This window comes from Salinicola halimionae, from assembly GCF_003206065.1.
Classification (GTDB): domain Bacteria; phylum Pseudomonadota; class Gammaproteobacteria; order Pseudomonadales; family Halomonadaceae; genus Salinicola; species Salinicola halimionae.
On record NZ_PZJQ01000005.1, the window covers coordinates 109,562 to 126,222 of the forward strand.

Here is a 16,661-nt window from a genome sequence, read left to right on the forward strand (position 1 = left end):
CATGTCGAACGCAGAAACTGCCAAGGTCGTGACTACCCGAGTCGTGACCACAGAGTCGGGACGCATGGGGCGCGTCGCCTATGCCCGCATTGCACCGAATGAGGATCTGGTTCAGGGCGTCGAAAAGATGTGTCTGGCCGAGGGTTTTCGAAATGCCTTCGTGCGAGGCGGGTTGGGGAGCCTTGTCGATGCCAGCCTGGGCTGTCGCGACGGTAGCTACCAGCAGATTTCGGGTCCTGCCGTCGAGGTGGTCAGTATTGCCGGAGAAGTCCGTTCGGGTGCGGACGGCGTGCCCGTCGCCTCGTTGGCGGGCATCGTCGCGGACACCGATGGCAACGTCTATGGCGGCCCTTTCCTGGCCGGCTGGAATCCTGTCTGCATGACCTTCGAAGTGACGCTGGAAGAGTGGATTCCCGAGGACGAGGCTTCGGCCTGAGTTCGAACGCTATTTGCCGGGCCAGAGGATCAACAAGGATAACGCTATGCAAAATGCAGTCGTAATAACCGGTGGCGCATCCGGTATCGGATTGGCGGTGGCGAAAACGCTGAAGGATCGAGGCTGGAGTGTCTGTCTGCTGGACTGCTCTGAAACCGGATTGGCTCAGGCGTGCGCCGAACTGGACGTGCCACTGCGCAACGGCGTCGCCTGCGATGTCACCGACGAAGCCAGCGTCGAAGCTGCCATTGGGTCGATGTCGGCGCATTACCGTCTGTCAGGTGTCGTCAACTGTGCCGGTATCGGTCTGGACCGGCCCGCCATCGAGACGGAAGTGAGCGAGTTTCGCAAGATTCTCGACGTTAACGTCGTCGGTTCCTTCGTGGTATCGCGTGAGCTGGCTCGATACTGGACGCAGCGCGACCTCACCGGCAGCATCGTCAATATCTCGTCGGTGTCGGGGCTTTGCGGCAGCAAGGGACGCAGCGCCTACGGGGCATCAAAAGCCGGTCAGGATGCGCTGACGCGCGTCATGGCGTGTGAGTTGGGCGCCAGCGGCATTCGGATCAATTCCGTGGCGCCGGGTCCGATCGATACGCCTTTGGCGCAGGCCATGCATACCGACGACGTGCGAGCCCAGTGGCACGACAGGGTGCCGCTGAATCGCTACGGCACGCCCACGGAAGTCGCCAATGTGGTTGCCTTTCTTCTCTCGGACGACGCTGCCTATGTCACTGGCCAAGTGCTCGCCGTCGACGGTGGCTTCATCAGCGCAGGCCTGAGGGCATAGTTCGCCGTGGCCAGGATGATGCGGAAGCCGGCGACGGATTAGTCGAGTGTCGCCTTCACCAAGGTTTGCATGGTCTGCTGCAACGGTTTGACGGCGGGGCAGTCGGCGGCGCCATGACGCTCGGCGATCCATGCCGGATCGTTGTAGCCGAGCCAGGTCTGACCATCGTCGTCCTGCCATATCAAAGCCTTCATCGGCATATCGATGCCGATGCTCTGCGCGCACTGGATCAGCGGGGTGCCGCCCTTGGGGTCACCGAAGATGATCACTTCGTTGGGCAGCAGCGCCATGCTGCGCGACATCGCGCCCTGGCGATGATCGACACGGGCGAACACGGTCATGCCGCTGGTGCGGGCCTGTTCGGCGAAACGAGACGCCGTATCGTGGACGCTTGCGTCGCTCCTGGCGGCGATGAGACCGGGCACTGAGGTGGCCGGTTCCTGCGCCAGGGCGGTCCCGGCGAGGCTCAGGAAAGCGACGGCGAGCAGGGCGAACCGTGTCGTATGAGTAAGCAAACGGGGCATTCGGATCTCCGGGGCTGTGATGTCGATCGATGATGTCGGTCAGTGATGTGCGGCGCCCTGATCGCCGGTCAGCGCGGCTTCGGCCAGATCGACCTCGCGGACCAGTTTTCGCAGAACGCTGTCGTTGATGTGATCACGTTGGCGCAGTTTGTAGTACGCCCGGCGCTCGGCGCGCAGGGCTTCCAGACGAGTCTCTCGCTCCAGTTGGCGCGAGGCGGCAAGCTGGGGCATCGCCGTGTCGGCCGAGTGCAACGTTAGACGTTCGCGATAGTAGCTCATCAACTGTGAACTGATGTCGTTGAAGGCCAGGATCGTTTCGTCATTGGTCTTGTTGCGCGCGAACTCGCCCGTCCGATCATGATGATAACGCTCGATATGGTAGATCGCTGCCTCGGCGCCGGCGATGCGCGCCTTGCGCTCTTCCTCGAACTCATGAGTGTCGGCGGGAATCTTGAGGTTGCGCAGGACGAGCGGCAACCCGACGCTACCGGTGACCAGAGTGAACAGAATGACGCCGGTTGCGAGAAAGATCAGCAGCTCACGGCCGGGGAACGGGGTGCCGTCCGCCATGATCTGCGGCAGAGACATGGCGGCGGCGAGCGTGATGGTGCCACGAATGCCGGCAAGGGTTGCTGCCAGCATCAGTTTCATCGGCACGCGCCCGGTGCTTCCCGGTGCGGGAAGGCGTGGCTGGCGCTTGAGAACGGCCATCAATCTTGACAGCCCACGTCCCGTGGCGCTGGCGAGCCAGATCCAGAAGAAGCGCGAGGCGAGCAGAGCAATCGAGATCGCCGCGACATAGCCCAGCAGACGCAGAAATTCGAAATCGCCGACGTCGTGCAGCGAGTGATCCAGCGCCCCGCTGATGATCGCCGGCAGCTGGAAGCCCAGCAGCAGGAAGACCAGCGCGTTGAGTATGAATTCGAGCATTTCCCAAACGCTCTGGGTCTGCATGCGAGCATGCAACTGGCCGACGCGTTTGATATCGGCGCGGTTCATGACCATGCCGGCAGCCACGGCCGAAAGGATGCCGGACATGCCCAAATGCTCGGCCAGTAGATAGGCCGCGAAAGGTAGCAGTAGCACCAGCAGAATGACCTGGACGGTGGTGGCATCGCCCAGGTGTCGCTCGATCAGCCGCGTGCGCAGGAAATTGAAGCCCAAAGCCAGTAGGCCGCCCACGGCCAGGCCGCCGATCGAGATCAGCAGGAATCCCCCCGCGGCGTCGGTCAACGAGAACGTGCCGGTCAGCGCTGCCGCGACGGCGAACTTGAACGCGACCAGACCCGAGGCGTCGTTCATCAGCGACTCCCCCTCGAGAATTCGCATCAGCCGAGGCGGTACCGGCAAGCGCCCGGATATCGACGACACCGCCACCGCATCGGTGGGCGACAGAATCGCCGCTAGCGCGAAGCAGATCGCCAGCGGCAGCGCCGGAAGCAGCACGTGAATGAAGTAGCCGACGCCGACCACGGTGAACAGCACCAGCCCCAGTGCCAGCGTCAGAATGGGCCCGCGCAGAATCATGAACTCGCGTTGGGGAAAGCGTCGGGCATCGGCGAACAGTAGCGGGGCGATGAAGAGTAGCAGGAAGATCTCCGGCTCGAGTTCGACATGCAGACCCGAGGCAGGCCATGCCAGCAAGGCGCCGAGAAAGATCTGTATCAACGGTGTCGGCAGCGCGGGGACGAATCGTGTGATGACGCCGGTCGCCGAAGCGACCAGCAGCAGAATCAGAACCAGGAGCAGCGTATTCATCGACCCGATCAACCGGTTGAAGTCATTGGCCGACGAGCTTAGCGGAAGTCGAACTCGTTGGGAGCGGGTGCGACAAAATTTCTTGGCCTCCCGCCGAGCGGGATCGAGGCCGGGTGTCTATGCTGTTGTCGATAGGCGAGCTTGGCGTCCTGACAACGCCAGTCGTCTGATTCCGTGACGATATGCATATTCTTTGGCCTGCGAGTGGCTCGATGATCGGCGGTCCGTTCCTGATACCGGATTTGATGATCGTGCAAGAACGCCTCTCGAGATACCTCGCGGGTCTATCGCACCAGACAACGAACCGTGGCAAGGCGCAGTGACGCGCCGAACCGTCACGGTTTCAGATTCCTGATGAGGAGCCGGCATGATGGATGATTCCGCGCATTCCCGGACGGCGTTTTCGGAGACGCTGTCGGTAAACCTGACACTCAACGGCGAGCCACGAACGTTGCAGGTGGCCCCCAACGCTGTGCTGCTTGATGTCTTGCGCGAGCAGCTCGGGCTCGGCGGCACCAAGAAAGGCTGCGACCACGGTCAATGTGGCGCTTGTACCGTACAGATCGATGGTCAGGCGATGAATTCGTGCCTTCGCCTGGCGGTCATGTGCGAGGGGCAGCACGTCACCACGATCGAGGGGTTGGCGCGAGACGGCGAACTCCACCCGGTCCAGCAAAGCTTTCTCGAATGTGATGCCTACCAGTGCGGTTATTGCACCCCGGGACAGATGATGTCGGCCTCGGCGATGCTCGAGGACGACCGTATCGGCACCGACGACGCCTCGGTCAAGGAGGCCATGAGCGGCAATATCTGTCGTTGCGGCGCCTACAAGAACATCCTCGAGGCGATCCAGCAGGCTCGGGTGCAGTTGGGCCACGACGCCACTGCGGCGCGCAAGGAGGGTGTGGCATGAGAACTTTTGCCTATTCCCGCGCTGACAGCGTCGAACATGCCGCGCATCGAACGACGCCCGACGCGGCCTTCGTCGCCGGTGGCACCACCCTATTGGACCTGGTCAAGCTCGACGTTCTGCGACCGAGTGAACTGGTCGACATCAACGCGCTGCCGCTCAAGAGCGTCGAGTGGCTCGATGACGGCCGGCTCAAGATTGGCGCGCTGGTGACCAATACCGACCTGGCCCACCATCCCGAGATCAAGCAGCACTATCCGGTGCTGTCTCAGGCCCTGCTGGCAGGCGCCTCGACCCAGTTGCGCAACATGGCGACCACGGCCGGCAACGTGATGCAGCGCACCCGCTGCCCCTACTATCGCGATCCCGCCGCGGCCTGCAATCGGCGCGAACCGGGAAGCGGGTGCGACGCCCGTCATGGCCTCAATCGCCTGAATGCGGTGTTGGGCGGCAGCGAGGCCTGTATCGCGGTGCATCCCTCGGATATGTGCGTGGCGATCGCCGCCATCGGCGCAACGATGACGCTGAGTGGCCCCGACGGGGAGCGTGAAGTGGCGTTCGAGGACTTTCATCGTCTACCTGGTGATACGCCGCATATCGAGCATGACCTCGGCGATGGAGAGCTGATTACTGCCATCACGCTAGACGCGCCGCTGGTACCGGCCGGATCTTACTACCTCAAGCTGCGGGACCGGGCGTCTTACGAATTTGCTCTGGCATCGACGGCGGCGCAGCTGTCACTGGATGGCGAGATGATCGGCGAGGCCCGAGTCGCGCTCGGCGGCGTCGGCACCAAGCCGTGGCGCTGCCCTGAGGCCGAGGCGGCACTGGTCGGCCAACCCGCCGAGAAGGCGACCTTCGAACGTGCGGCCGACATCGCCCTGCGCGATGCCACGCCACTCGAACACAACGCATTCAAGATTCCGCTGGCGCGGCAGGCCATCATTCGTGCGCTACGCGAGGCGACGCGTCTCGCTCGTCAGACCGGGGAACAGGAGGGTCAGGCATGAACGATTTGACGCAGTCCGCATTGACCAAGCCGCGCGTCGTCGGAAAGCGCACGCCGCGAATCGACGGTGAATACAAGCTGACCGGGCGCGCCGGGTATACCGGCGAATTGCATGCCGACGGCATGCTCTACGGCTATCCGGTGCCGGCAACGATTGCCAACGGCGTGCTCGAATCGCTCGAACTCGACGACGCCCTTTCGATGCCGGGCGTGGTCGATATCCTTCACCACGGCAATTTCGATACGCTGCATCGCTCTCCCAACTCCATGGCCCACGGCGATATGGTCAATGAGGTGCGGCTGCCGTTCGAGGACGAGCGCATCTACTACCACGGCCAGTACGTGGCGCTCGTCGTGGCGGAAACTTTCGAACAGTCCCGGGCCGCTGCCCAGCGCGTCGTAGCCCGCTACCAGATGGAGGATGGCGCGATCGCCAGCCTGTTGCTGACCGAAGCCGAAGGCGAGCTCCAGGATGGCGCGGGTGCATCCCGGGGCGACCCAGAGGCGGCATTCGGCGGCGCCGAAGTAACGGTCGATTCGACCTACCACATCGCTGCCGAGAGCCATCTGCAGATGGAAATGCACGCCACGCTGGCGGAGTGGCGTGACGATGGACAGCGGCTGATCGTGCACGAGTCTTCCCAGGGGGTGTTCTTCCAGCGCAACGCCATGGCGCGCGTCTTCGGTATTGCTCAGGAAAATCTCGAAGTCATCTCGCACTACATCGGCTCGGGCTTCGGCAACAAGCTCTTCATGTGGCCCCATGCCGTGGCGACCGCCGTGGCGGCACGTCGACTCGGCCGGCCGGTGAAGGTCGTGCTACCGCGCCAGCAGGACATGACCGGCGGCGGCAACCGGCCGGCCTCGCGTCAGCGCATTCGTTTGGGTGCCGATCGCAGCGGCAAACTGACCTCGGTGATTCACGACAGCACCACCGAAACATCGTTGGTGCACCAGTACGTCGATACCTGCGGTAGCGCCACGCCGAGCTTCTACGCCTGTGACAACGTTTCGACCAGTCAGCGTGTGCTCCAAGTGAACCACGGTACACCCTGTCCGATGCGCGCGCCGGGTGAAGTCTCGGGCATCTTCGCGCTGGAGACGGCGATGGACGAACTGGCTGTCGAGCTGGGCATGGACCCGGTCGAGCTGCGGCTGAAGAATAACGCCGAGCTGGATCCGGCGAGCGGTCTGCCTTGGTCGAGCAAGCATCTCGACGAGTGCCTCACCAGCGCCGCTCAGCGCTTCGGCTGGGACAAGCGCGATCCCGTCGTCGGTTCGATGCGCGACGGTGACGAAATCATCGGTTACGGCATGGCGTCGTGCACTTGGTCCGCCGGGCGCCAGCCCTGCGAGGCGCGGGTCGAATTGCGCGCCGACGGCTCGCTGTTCGCTGCCTGTGGCACCCAGGATATCGGCACCGGTACCTACACTATCGTGGCGCAGGCCGTCGCCGAGCTGACCGGTGCGGAACTCTCGCGTATCGAGGTCAAGCTGGGCGAGACTGGCCTGCCGGCCGGGCCGCTCTCGGGCGGCTCTATGGCGACAGCCACGGTGTTACCTGCCGTGGCCGCCGCGGTACGCGACGCGCTGGATGCGATCAAGGAAGTGGCGGTCGGCAGCGGCGGCGCCTTCGAAGGCAGTGACGCCGATTCGCTAGACGTTGAGCGGGGCGGCCTTACCGATGGCAAGCGTCACGTGAGCTTCGCGGAGATTCTCGGTGCCAGTAAGCTCTCGAGCGTCAACGGTAAGGGGAGCGCGGCTCCGGGCAACGAGAGAAGCGAGTACAGCTTCCGCTCGTTCGGCGCGCATTTCGTCGAGATTCGTATCGATCCCGGGATCTCGCGCGTGCGCGTGGCCCGAGTCGTTTCCAGCATCGACATCGGCCGTGCGATCAATCCGCCGACGGCACGCAACCAGGTCGAGGGCGGCATCGTCATGGGGGTCGGCATGGGGCTTCTGGAGAAGCTCGATTACGATCCGCGCGACGCACGACTGATCAACGCCAACGTAGCGGACTACATCGTGCCGACACATGCCGATGCGCCGGACATCGATGTCGAACTGCTCGACTATCCCGATTTCAAGCACAACGAATTCGGGGGCCGCGGTGTCGGCGAGATCGGTCTCACCGGTGTGGCGCCAGCGATCGCCAACGCGATCTACCATGCCACCGGTAAGCGCTATCGGGATCTGCCGATCACTATCGAGGCGCTATTGGCGTCGTGATGAGGGAAAGCCCTGAACGCCATGCAGGAAAAGGTCGACACAGCGTGTCACCCGATCCTCGATCGCCGCCCGAGAGGGCGGCGATTCCAGTTGCAGCACGCGAATGAGATGCCACTCGCCCAGCAGCATGCCGAGAAAGATGCCGGCGAGTTCGATGCTGTCGCCTGCGGGCATGAGCTGCCGCTGGACTCGGCGGTCGAAGTAATCCGCCAGGGCGCGCCGGACGCGGCCCGGGCCGCCGTCGAAGAACAGCCGAGCCAGCTGTGGCTGACGCGGACTCTCGGCCACGACTTCGCGATAGATACCTAGCGTTTCCTCGTCCATCACCTTGATCAGCAAGTCGATCCCGAGCCGTTGCAGTGCGTTTTCGATGGGCAGTTCATCGACGCCGTCGGCGGTCAGGGTATCGTAGATATGGTGCGAACGGCGTTCGATCATCGCCTGAAACAGGCCTTCCTTGTTGCCGAAGTGGCGGTAGAGGGTGGATAACGAGCCCCCCGCCTGGGCGACGATGTCATTGACGCTGACCTGGCCGTAGCCATGCTCGAGAAATAGCCGTTGTGCCGCGTCGAGCAACGCATTGCGACGTTGGCGGCCCCGTTCTGTCGTCGGTGGCGAATCCTTGGGGGCTTTCGATGACATGGCTCTCCCTCGTGTGCCGCGCGGCTGGCTTTTTCAGTGACGTGATGGCGTTTTTCTAAAGATAGTGTAGTCTACACTACACATTGAGGGGGTGTGCGCCCCTGGCATGAAAAAAGGCTCGGCATGAAGATCAAGAAGAAACTCTATTCGGCAGTGGTCGTCGTTGTGGTGGTCGTGGTGGCGCTGGTTTTCGCGTGGCACTGGTGGCACACCGGGCGCTATTTCGTCGAGACGGACAACGCCTACGTGCATACCGACAGCGTCGCGGTGCGGGCCGAAGTCAGTGCGCGAGTGATGAAAGTGGCAGTTGACGACAACGAGCGCGTCGAGCGAGGTGACTTGCTGGTCCAGCTCGACGACCGCGATACCCGCAGCCAACTGGCGCAATCCCAGGCGCAGCTGGCCGTCAGCACTGCCAACGTGACCCAGGCCGAGCGCCAGGTCGATCTCGATCAGGCCAGCATCGACGAAGCGCAGGCGCAGGTGACCTCGGCGCAGTCGGACGTTGCCCAGGCTCGTCAGCACCTCGAGCGATCGCAATCGCTGGCAGCGAACAATTATGCCTCGCGCCAGCAGTTGCAGGACGATCAGGCCACGGTGCGGGTTGCCCAGGCGACGCTGGCGGCACGTCAGGCTAGCGTCGAGTCGGCGAAACGTCGGTTGTCCGCGGATCGGGCCTCGATCGACAGCGCCAAGGCCAACCGCGATGCGGCTCAGGCCGATATCGATTATGCCCAGAGCCAACTGGACAAGACCCGCATCGTCGCCAAGCGCGACGGTGTGATCGGTAACCTGAGCGTCGAGCCGGGCGATCTGGCCCAGTCGTCGCTGACCCTGATGCAGCTGGTTCCGGTACAAACCGCCTATGTGGTCGGTAACTTCAAGGAAACCCAGATCGGGCGAATGCGCGTTGGCCAGCCGGTGTCGCTGGAGGTAGACGCCTATCCGGATATCGAGTTCAAGGGCAAGGTCGACAGCGTAGCGCCAGCCACCGGTACCCAGTTCAGTCTGCTGCCGCAGGACAACGCCACCGGCAACTTCAACAAGATCGTCCAGCGCGTCCCGGTCAAGATCCACGTGACCGGGCCCAAGGACCAGCTATGGCGTCTGCAGTCCGGGCTTTCGGTAGTGCCCTCGGTGGACACTCGTGAAGTCGATGGTCAGGCAATCTATTTCGATCCCGGCCCCAACCTGGACGACGGTTCGCACTCGAACGACGGATCGAACTTGAGCGACGGTTCGAAACGAGCCGTCGACGATGACTCATGAATCCGCGCCATGAGTTTCGATCATGGATGTTGAACATGAGCCTCGAGCATGAGTGAAGTTGCAGCGCCCGCGGGGGCCGGTCCGCAGGAAATGCCCTCGTGGCACTATCGCTTCGGTTTCATTGCGGCGGTATTCGGCATGTTCATGGCGATCTTGGATATCCAGATCGTCGCCAGTTCGCTGAACGAGATTCAGGCCGGCGTCTCGGCCAGTAGCGACGAAATTTCCTGGATCCAGACCTCCTATCTGGTCGCGGAGATCATCATGATCCCGCTGTCCGGCGTGTTGACGCGCTGGCTTTCGACCCGCGTCGCCTTCGTCGTTTCCTGTGCGGGCTTCACGCTGGCGAGTCTCGGCTGCGCGTTGGCCTCGAGTATCGAACAGTTGATCGTGCTGCGTGCGATCCAGGGTTTCATGGGTGGCGCGATGATCCCGATCACCCAGGCGGTCAGCTTTTCGATATTCCCGCGGCGGGCGATGGGGGCGGTCCAGGGCGTGATCGGCATGGTGGTGACCATGGCGCCGTCGATCGGTCCCACGGTGGGTGGCTATGTCACCGAGATCTTCAGCTGGCACTGGCTGTTTCTGGCCAACGTCGTTCCCGGCATTTTCGTCACGCTGGCGGCCTGGCGCTTCCTCGATATCGACGAGGGCGATGCCAGCGTCGCCAAGCGCCTCGATTTTCGCGGCCTTCTCCTGATCGCGCTGTTCCTCGGAAGCCTCGAGTTCGTGCTCGAGGAGGGCCCCGGCGACGACTGGTTCGCGAGCGGGTTGATCGTGGGAATGACGCTGCTCTGCGCCGCGTCCTGTATCGGCTTCTTCTGGCGGGTGTTCAGCTATGACCACCCCATCGTCGATCTGCATGCGTTCAAGAATCTCAACTTTTCGATCGGCACCGGGCTGGTGTTCGTGGTCGGGATTGCGATGTACGGTCTGGTCTATTTGATGCCGCTGTTTTTGGGCGGGGTGAGAGGCTACTCGAGTCTGCAGATCGGCGAGGTAATGTTCGTCACCGGGGTGGCGATGTTCTTCACCGCCCCGATCGTGGGGCGGCTGACCAACTCGGTCGATCTGCGCGTGCTGCTGTTCTTCGGCCTGACGCTGATCGGTATCGGTACGCTGATGAACAACAATTTGACCAGCGAATCCGGCTTCTGGCAGTTCTTCTGGCCGCAGATCGTGCGCGGTATCGGCATGATCATGTGTATCATCCCGGCGTCGCGAATTGCGCTGGGCACGCTGCCACCCCAGGAGCTGGGCAACGCCGCCGGACTGTTCAGCGTGATGCGTAACCTCGGCGGCGCGGTCGGTCTGGCGATGCTCGACACCGTGCGCGACTGGCGGGTGGATTATCACTGGAATCAGCTGATCCCGGCGCTCGATCAAGGGCGTGTCGTGGTGCAGCAGCAGATCGCCAACTATCAGTCGATGCTGATCGGGCACGTCGCCGACCCCTACCACAGCGCGGTGGCGCTGCTCGGGCAGCGCTTCGGCGTTCAGGCCCAGGTGCTGGCCTACAACGATATCTTCCTGTGGCTGGGCTGCATCTATCTGCTGAGCGTGCCGCTGGTGTTCCTGCTCAAGAAGATCGAACACTAGACAGACACGTGATAAATGTCCGCGCTGCAAGGCGCGGCGCATTGTGCGTCACTCGCTCGGGATGGCGAAGGTGCCGTCTGGGTACTGGTTGCACAGAAACTCCACAAAAGCTCGGACCTTGGGGCTCTGCAAGCGGCGGGAGGTGTGCAATACCCAAAGCTCGACTTCGTCGCCGGCGGCGCCCCACGACACCAGTTGGCCTCTATCCAGCAAGCTTCCGATGATGGATTGCGGCAGCAAGGCCACCCCCGCACCCGCCACAGCGGCATCTCGAACCGTCAGGAGCGAGGACAGCCGTAAGACAGGCTCCGGCACGACGGACAGTTGGCCATCGCGGACGGACCAGACCTCACCTTCTCGATACGTCGGCATGACGATCGCCGGGACGCGGCGTGGCTCATCCCCGTTCTGCGTCGGGAGCTGAACCGAGGGAGTTGCCACCAAGACAAGTCTGTCTCTGGCAAAACACCTGCCCACCAGTACGCTGTTCTTGGGTGGATTGATACGGATAGCGACATCGAAATGCTCTTCGACGAGGTCGGCGAGCCGGTCCTCGGCCACCGCTTCGATCTGCACCTCGGGATGGATCGCCTGGAAGGCGGCGGCCAGCCGTCCAAGCGCCACCTGCGAAAACAATAACGGTGCCGCGACGCGCAGTCTGCCTCTCGGGGTATCAAGGCCATCTCGCGCCGCCGATACTGCTTCGGCTACTTCACGCATTGGTCCTTCAATTCTTGCGAGCAGCCGTTGGCCGGCTTCGGTCATCTCGAGGCTGCGGTCACTTCGCTCGAGGAGCCGAACGCCTAGGCTTTCTTCGAGATCAGCGACCCGGCGCGACAGGGTTGCCTTGGACCGGCCACTGGCCCGGCTTGCTCTTCCAAAACCACCATGAGCGGCGACCAGCTGAAAATCCAGCAAAGCATTGAAATCCATTGTGTCTCAAATATGGGACGTGATGTCTATATTTTAGGGTCTTTGTTTTGATAATGAAACTGGCTACTGTTCAAGCCGTAGGCAACTTCGATTGCCACGAACCACCCCCAGCCCAGGAAATTATCATGACCATTCTCGTTACCGGCGCAACAGGCACTGTTGGCCGCCAGGTTGTGCAGCAACTCGTCGAACGCGATGCCGATGTCCGCGTACTCGTCCGCAATCCTTCGAAGTCGGACTTTCCTGCCAGTGTCAGTGTCGTCCAGGGTGATCTGCTCGATGTCGACTCTCTGCGAAGCGCCTATCGTGGCGTTTCGACGCTCTTTCTGCTCAACGCCGTCGTGGCCGACGAATACACCCAGGCCCTGCTCGCGCTTAACCTCGCCCGTGAGGCCGGCATCGAGCGAATTGTCTACCTCTCGGTAATCCACAGCGACCTGTACGTCAATGTGCCGCACTTTGCTGGCAAGTATGGGGTGGAGCGCATGATCGAACAGATGTGCCTCAACGCCACCATCCTGCGGCCGGCTTACTTCATCGATAATGACCTGACCATCAAGGACGTAGTCACCGAATACGGCATTTACCCGATGCCGATCGGCAGCAAGGGCCTTGCGATGGTGGATACCCGTGACATCGGCGAGGTCGCTGCCCTCGAGCTCCTGCGCCGCGAGCAGTCAGCCGTACCGCTACCGATCGAGCGAATCAATCTCGTTGGTCCCGACACGCTGACCGGTCAGGACATCGCGGCTATCTGGACCGACGTACTCGGTCGTTCCATCGCCTATCCGGGTGAGGACACTGCCACGTTCGAGCAGAACCTATTGCAGCACATGCCGAGTTGGATGGCTTACGACATGCGCCTGATGAGCGAGCGTTTCATCACCGAGGGAATGCTCCCTGATACCGGTGACGTTGACCGGCTGACCGCTCTTCTGGATCGCCCCCTTTACGCCTATCGCGACTTTGCCGCCCAGATCGCGGCCTCGATCTGACGGCAACGCGTGCCCAACCAACACAAGGACATTGATCATGATCTATTCGACCGCTACTGTTCCGGTGAATCCGGTAGGTGAAACCACGCTGACCCGCGCGCAGGTTTGGCAGGGCCTGGTGCTCAAGGCCCGCGACGCCCGCCTGTTCCTGCCTGAAGGTTTGTGCACTCGCTGCGACGTCGTGGAGGAAAGCGCAACGCATTTCGTGCGCGAAGCCACCATCGCCGGCACCGATCTGCGCGAGATCATCGTCCTGACGCCGGAAAGCAAGGTCACCTTCTTCCAGGCCACAGGCCCACGTGAGGGCGCCATCGTCAATGAACTCGTCGAGGATGAGGACGGAGCGCTCCAGCTTCGTTTCTACTGCTACCTCGGCCTGCGCGACAAAACACCGGACGGCCCTGACGAGCAAGTCGAGCAGACCCAATTCGACAGCGACAACGGATACAAGGCCGCCTTGCACTCCACGCTGAAACGCACCCGCGAATTGCTCGCAGATGGCAGCCTTTAATGTGCCAATCCATTTCATGACTTAAACCGGCTAGTGAAGGAGAAGGGAATGCCGAAGGTGTGGTCATCCATTGAGGTCGGGCTCATGAGGCGCCCCCTCGGCTGGTAAGGCCCAGGCGCCAATGATTCAATGGCCGCATCTTCCGCTCGACGACCTTCAGGATCCTCACGATGCCTTCGCCCCAATCTTCCAAACCCGGCGCCGACGAACCCACCCGCACCGTGCTGCGTCTGATCGGCAGTTTTGCCGCACCGGTGGTGATCTATCTGGTGGCCTGGGAGCTGGTGGCGCGGCTGATTCTTCCCGGGGTGGCAGCCAGCGGGCGCGAGTTCGTGATCAATCTGTTCAGCGTGCTGATTCCATTCGCCGGCGTGCTGGTCAGCGTCTATCTCGCCGGTATCAAGGCCGGTCGGCTGATGGGCGGCGGCGTAATGACGGTGTTCTTTCTCTATCTCTACGTCTCGTCTGGCGTCGCGTTCAGCTGGCTGCCGGTGGCATTGACGCTGGGTGGAATCGCTCTGGCATTGGTCATCGCGCGCTACTGCCCGACGATGAAACCCGATCTTGGCGGCGCTTTCAGCTAGGTCATTCCCATGCCGAGGCTCACGCCGCACGCGGATTCCGCGCTCACTGATTGGCTGGTCAATCGCCGTTCTGGTCTGCACCACCGGCGCTGGCGCGGCGTGCTGTGGATTGCCGACGATGCTCTGAATGCGATCCGCAAGGCGATGGCCTGGATCGCATCGACCGATTGGCAGTCGTCGCTGTGGGTGGGCCCCGAACTGCCGGAGTTGCCGGAAAGCCTAGCGCGATTGAGCGCTTCCCGCGCCCGCACCCAACTGGGCAGCGAGCATGATCTGGTGGTGTTCGATGCGGTTTCCGCACAATCCGGGTTCGACCCGGACGCCTTCGGGGCCATCAGCGGCACCGTCCGGGCCGGGGGCTGGCTGGTGCTGCTGACGCCGAAGCACTGGCTAAAGCCCACCGGGGCAAACTGGCTGCCGGATGCCGACTATCGACGGCTGGCGCACTGGCCCCATGAGGCGGAAACCCTGACGACGCACTACCTGCAGCGCCTCGCAGGAAGACTCCGAGACAGCGCCGAACTGGCGGTATGGCCAGATGATGCCGCGTTGCTGCTTTCGTCTTCAACGATCGTCTCCGACCTCAGTCTCGATCCAACCATCGATTCAAACATTGACCCAACCATCGACCCGGAGCTCGAGCCGGACTATTACATCGATGAGCGCGTCGACGACCGCGATTGTCTGACTCGGGATCAGGCAGAAGCAGTGTCGCGGCTGACGCGGATGCGACGGCGCCGCCCGGTGGTGTTGATTGCCGACCGTGGCCGTGGCAAGAGCGCGGCGCTGGGCATTGCAGCGGCGCGGCGCTTGCTGCAGGGAGAACGACGCCTCTGGATCACGGCGTCGAGTGTCGTTGCCGTCGAAGCCGTGTTCGAACGTCTCGCGCAGCTGTTGCCAGACGGCCTTCGCGAATCGAATCGCTTCGAGGTCACCTTGGATGGCCGCGACTGCTGCGTGGAATGGCTGCTCCCCGAGCAGGTGACAGCAGCGCTGACGGCGGCCGATATCGACACACAGTCTCCGCCGACGCTGTTTGTCGACGAGGCGGCAGCGATCCCCGCCGCTCGGCTGATCGACTGGTTGCGCCGCTTTCCGCGCATCGCCTTCGCCACCACCGTGCATGGCTACGAGGGAACCGGACGCGGGTTCGAGGTGCGTCTGCGCGATGCGCTGGATCGGCTGACGCCGGATTGGAAGCGGCTGACGCTGCAGACGCCGATCCGCTGGGGGGCCGGCGATCCCTTGGAAACGCTGACTCGGGACCTGCTGTGTCTGGATGCCGAGATCGCCCCGGACGAGCCCGTTTCGAACGCCATGCGCGCATCGGTCAGCTATGAATGGCTGGACAGGGAATCGCTGGCTCGGGACGAGGCCCTGCTGAATCCAGTGTTCGGATTACTGGTGCAGGCCCATTACCGCACCTCGCCCAGCGATCTGCGTCAGTTGCTGGATGGCCCCGATGTTCGGCTGCTGGCCGCGTTTGCCGGCGAGGACGGGGAAAAACGTGTGGTGGGGCTGTGCGTGGTGCAGCAGGAGGGCGGCTTCGACGCCGAACTGGCCAACGCCATCTATCGCGGAAAGCGGCGCCCGCGCGGCCATCTACTGGCACAGTCGCTGGCCACCCACGGCGGCTTTGAGGCGGCGGCGCTCGCGCGCTGGTGGCGCATCATGCGCATTGCCGTGCATCCCGCTGTTCGGCGCCGGGGGCTGGGTGCCGCCATGATCGAACAGGTTGCGAACGCGGCACAGGATCATGGCCTCGACCGCCTGGGTGTGAGCTTCGGCGCAGAACCGTCCTTGATTCATTTCTGGCGTCAGCAAGGTTTCAAAACGTTGAGAGTCGGGCTGACACGGGAGGCCTCCAGCGGCGAACCGGCGCAGATGATGGGGCGCGGGCTGACGTCCGATGCCGAACAGGCCATGGCTCGCGTGAACGCGGACCACGTCTGCCAGTTGCCGGACCTGCTGGCCAGCGAGCTGCGTGACATCGAGCCCCTCGTCGCGGCGGCCTGGCTGCATGAAGGGGCGGTGGCATCGCTGCCTGCCGATCTGCCGGAACGACTCGGCTGGTTTGCCGCGGGCGGCGGCGAACTGGCGCTGGTGCGGCCCTGGCTGCGACTAGCCTGGCTCGGCTGGTGGCGGCAACAGCCAATGGACAGCGTTTCGCAGGTGCTCGAGTCCGATCGTACCGATAGCGTATCGAGCTCGGGTATGGAGACTCAGGATCTGGAACAGGCGCCGAATGTGGCTGCGGCGGTAGCGGCGCTGTTCCAGTATCGGGACGGCGCACTGTCATCGCGGGGGCGGCGTGAGCAGCAGGGCGCGGCGCGCCGGCTGGCGGCGACCCTGCTGGCATGGATCGCGGAGAAGAACGGTGAGCAGACTGGGGAAAGCGCCAGCCCTCAGCATATGGTCAAGCCGTAGTCAGACGAGTAAGGTATCGGCACCTCAAAACGAGCCGCGGTTCGC

General features: G+C 62.9%; 15 protein-coding genes. 11 read left to right on the top strand and 4 right to left on the bottom strand.

Annotation, left to right across the window (positions count from 1 at the left end):
• Position 1 precedes the first annotated feature (1 nt).
• Both DOM27_RS13320 and DOM27_RS13325 read left to right on the top strand, forming a co-directional pair.
• Positions 2 to 436, top strand: coding sequence for a PCC domain-containing protein (locus DOM27_RS13320; RefSeq protein WP_223162355.1), 435 nt, complete (start codon positions 2 to 4; stop codon positions 434 to 436).
• 46 nt (positions 437 to 482) lie between these two features.
• Positions 483 to 1,226, top strand: coding sequence for an SDR family NAD(P)-dependent oxidoreductase (locus DOM27_RS13325; protein WP_110656545.1), 744 nt, complete (start codon positions 483 to 485; stop codon positions 1,224 to 1,226).
• 38 nt (positions 1,227 to 1,264) lie between these two features.
• Here the strand turns inward: DOM27_RS13325 and DOM27_RS13330 are convergent, their stop codons facing one another.
• Both DOM27_RS13330 and DOM27_RS13335 read right to left on the bottom strand, forming a co-directional pair.
• Positions 1,265 to 1,750, bottom strand: coding sequence for a DUF302 domain-containing protein (locus tag DOM27_RS13330; protein ID WP_110656546.1), 486 nt, complete (start codon positions 1,748 to 1,750; stop codon positions 1,265 to 1,267).
• Positions 1,751 to 1,789: 39 nt separating this feature from the next.
• Positions 1,790 to 3,508, bottom strand: a complete 1,719-nt coding sequence (locus DOM27_RS13335; protein ID WP_110656547.1) for a Na+/H+ antiporter — start codon at positions 3,506 to 3,508, stop codon at positions 1,790 to 1,792.
• Between the two features lie 367 nt (positions 3,509 to 3,875).
• On the opposite strand from DOM27_RS13335, the gene DOM27_RS13340 reads away from it, so the two are divergent.
• From DOM27_RS13340 to DOM27_RS13350, 3 genes are read left to right on the top strand one after another with little or no spacing between them, the layout of a single operon-like run.
• Positions 3,876 to 4,421: a (2Fe-2S)-binding protein gene (locus DOM27_RS13340; protein ID WP_110656548.1), complete on the top strand. Its 546-nt coding sequence runs from the start codon at positions 3,876 to 3,878 to the stop codon at positions 4,419 to 4,421.
• The gene (locus DOM27_RS13345) at positions 4,418 to 5,428 is read left to right on the top strand and encodes an FAD binding domain-containing protein (RefSeq protein ID WP_110656549.1); all 1,011 of its coding nucleotides are present in this window, start codon (positions 4,418 to 4,420) and stop codon (positions 5,426 to 5,428) included. Before DOM27_RS13340 ends, DOM27_RS13345 begins: the two co-directional genes overlap by 4 nt.
• Positions 5,425 to 7,656, top strand: coding sequence for a xanthine dehydrogenase family protein molybdopterin-binding subunit (locus tag DOM27_RS13350; protein WP_110656550.1), 2,232 nt, complete (start codon positions 5,425 to 5,427; stop codon positions 7,654 to 7,656). The genes DOM27_RS13345 and DOM27_RS13350 overlap by 4 nt, the downstream gene beginning before the upstream one ends.
• Here the strand turns inward: DOM27_RS13350 and DOM27_RS13355 are convergent.
• Positions 7,642 to 8,298, bottom strand: a complete 657-nt coding sequence (locus DOM27_RS13355) for a TetR/AcrR family transcriptional regulator (RefSeq protein WP_110656551.1) — start codon at positions 8,296 to 8,298, stop codon at positions 7,642 to 7,644. The genes DOM27_RS13350 and DOM27_RS13355 overlap by 15 nt on opposite strands.
• A 123-nt stretch (positions 8,299 to 8,421) precedes the next feature.
• Here DOM27_RS13355 and DOM27_RS13360 point away from each other — a divergent pair, with 123 nt between their 5' ends.
• Entirely contained in the window at positions 8,422 to 9,567 is a 1,146-nt protein-coding gene (locus DOM27_RS13360) for an HlyD family secretion protein (protein ID WP_110656552.1), read from the top strand.
• A gap of 48 nt (positions 9,568 to 9,615) precedes the next feature.
• The gene (locus DOM27_RS13365; RefSeq protein ID WP_110656553.1) at positions 9,616 to 11,166 is read left to right on the top strand and encodes a DHA2 family efflux MFS transporter permease subunit; all 1,551 of its coding nucleotides are present in this window, start codon (positions 9,616 to 9,618) and stop codon (positions 11,164 to 11,166) included.
• A 48-nt stretch (positions 11,167 to 11,214) separates the two neighbouring features.
• On the opposite strand, the gene DOM27_RS13370 is transcribed toward DOM27_RS13365, so the two are convergent.
• Positions 11,215 to 12,099, bottom strand: coding sequence for a LysR family transcriptional regulator (locus tag DOM27_RS13370; RefSeq protein WP_110656554.1), 885 nt, complete (start codon positions 12,097 to 12,099; stop codon positions 11,215 to 11,217).
• A 125-nt stretch (positions 12,100 to 12,224) separates the two neighbouring features.
• Between DOM27_RS13370 and DOM27_RS13375 the strand changes: the two genes are divergently transcribed.
• From DOM27_RS13375 to DOM27_RS13390, 4 genes are all read left to right on the top strand, one after another.
• Positions 12,225 to 13,094, top strand: coding sequence for an SDR family oxidoreductase (locus tag DOM27_RS13375; RefSeq protein ID WP_110656555.1), 870 nt, complete (start codon positions 12,225 to 12,227; stop codon positions 13,092 to 13,094).
• A 37-nt stretch (positions 13,095 to 13,131) separates the two neighbouring features.
• Positions 13,132 to 13,605, top strand: a complete 474-nt coding sequence (locus DOM27_RS13380) for an SRPBCC family protein (protein WP_110656556.1) — start codon at positions 13,132 to 13,134, stop codon at positions 13,603 to 13,605.
• Positions 13,606 to 13,775: 170 nt separating this feature from the next.
• Complete coding sequence (locus tag DOM27_RS13385) at positions 13,776 to 14,189, top strand: hypothetical protein (protein ID WP_110656557.1); 414 nt, start codon at positions 13,776 to 13,778, stop codon at positions 14,187 to 14,189.
• A gap of 9 nt (positions 14,190 to 14,198) precedes the next feature.
• Complete coding sequence (locus DOM27_RS13390) at positions 14,199 to 16,616, top strand: tRNA(Met) cytidine acetyltransferase TmcA (RefSeq protein WP_110656558.1); 2,418 nt, start codon at positions 14,199 to 14,201, stop codon at positions 16,614 to 16,616.
• Positions 16,617 to 16,661 lie beyond the last annotated feature (45 nt).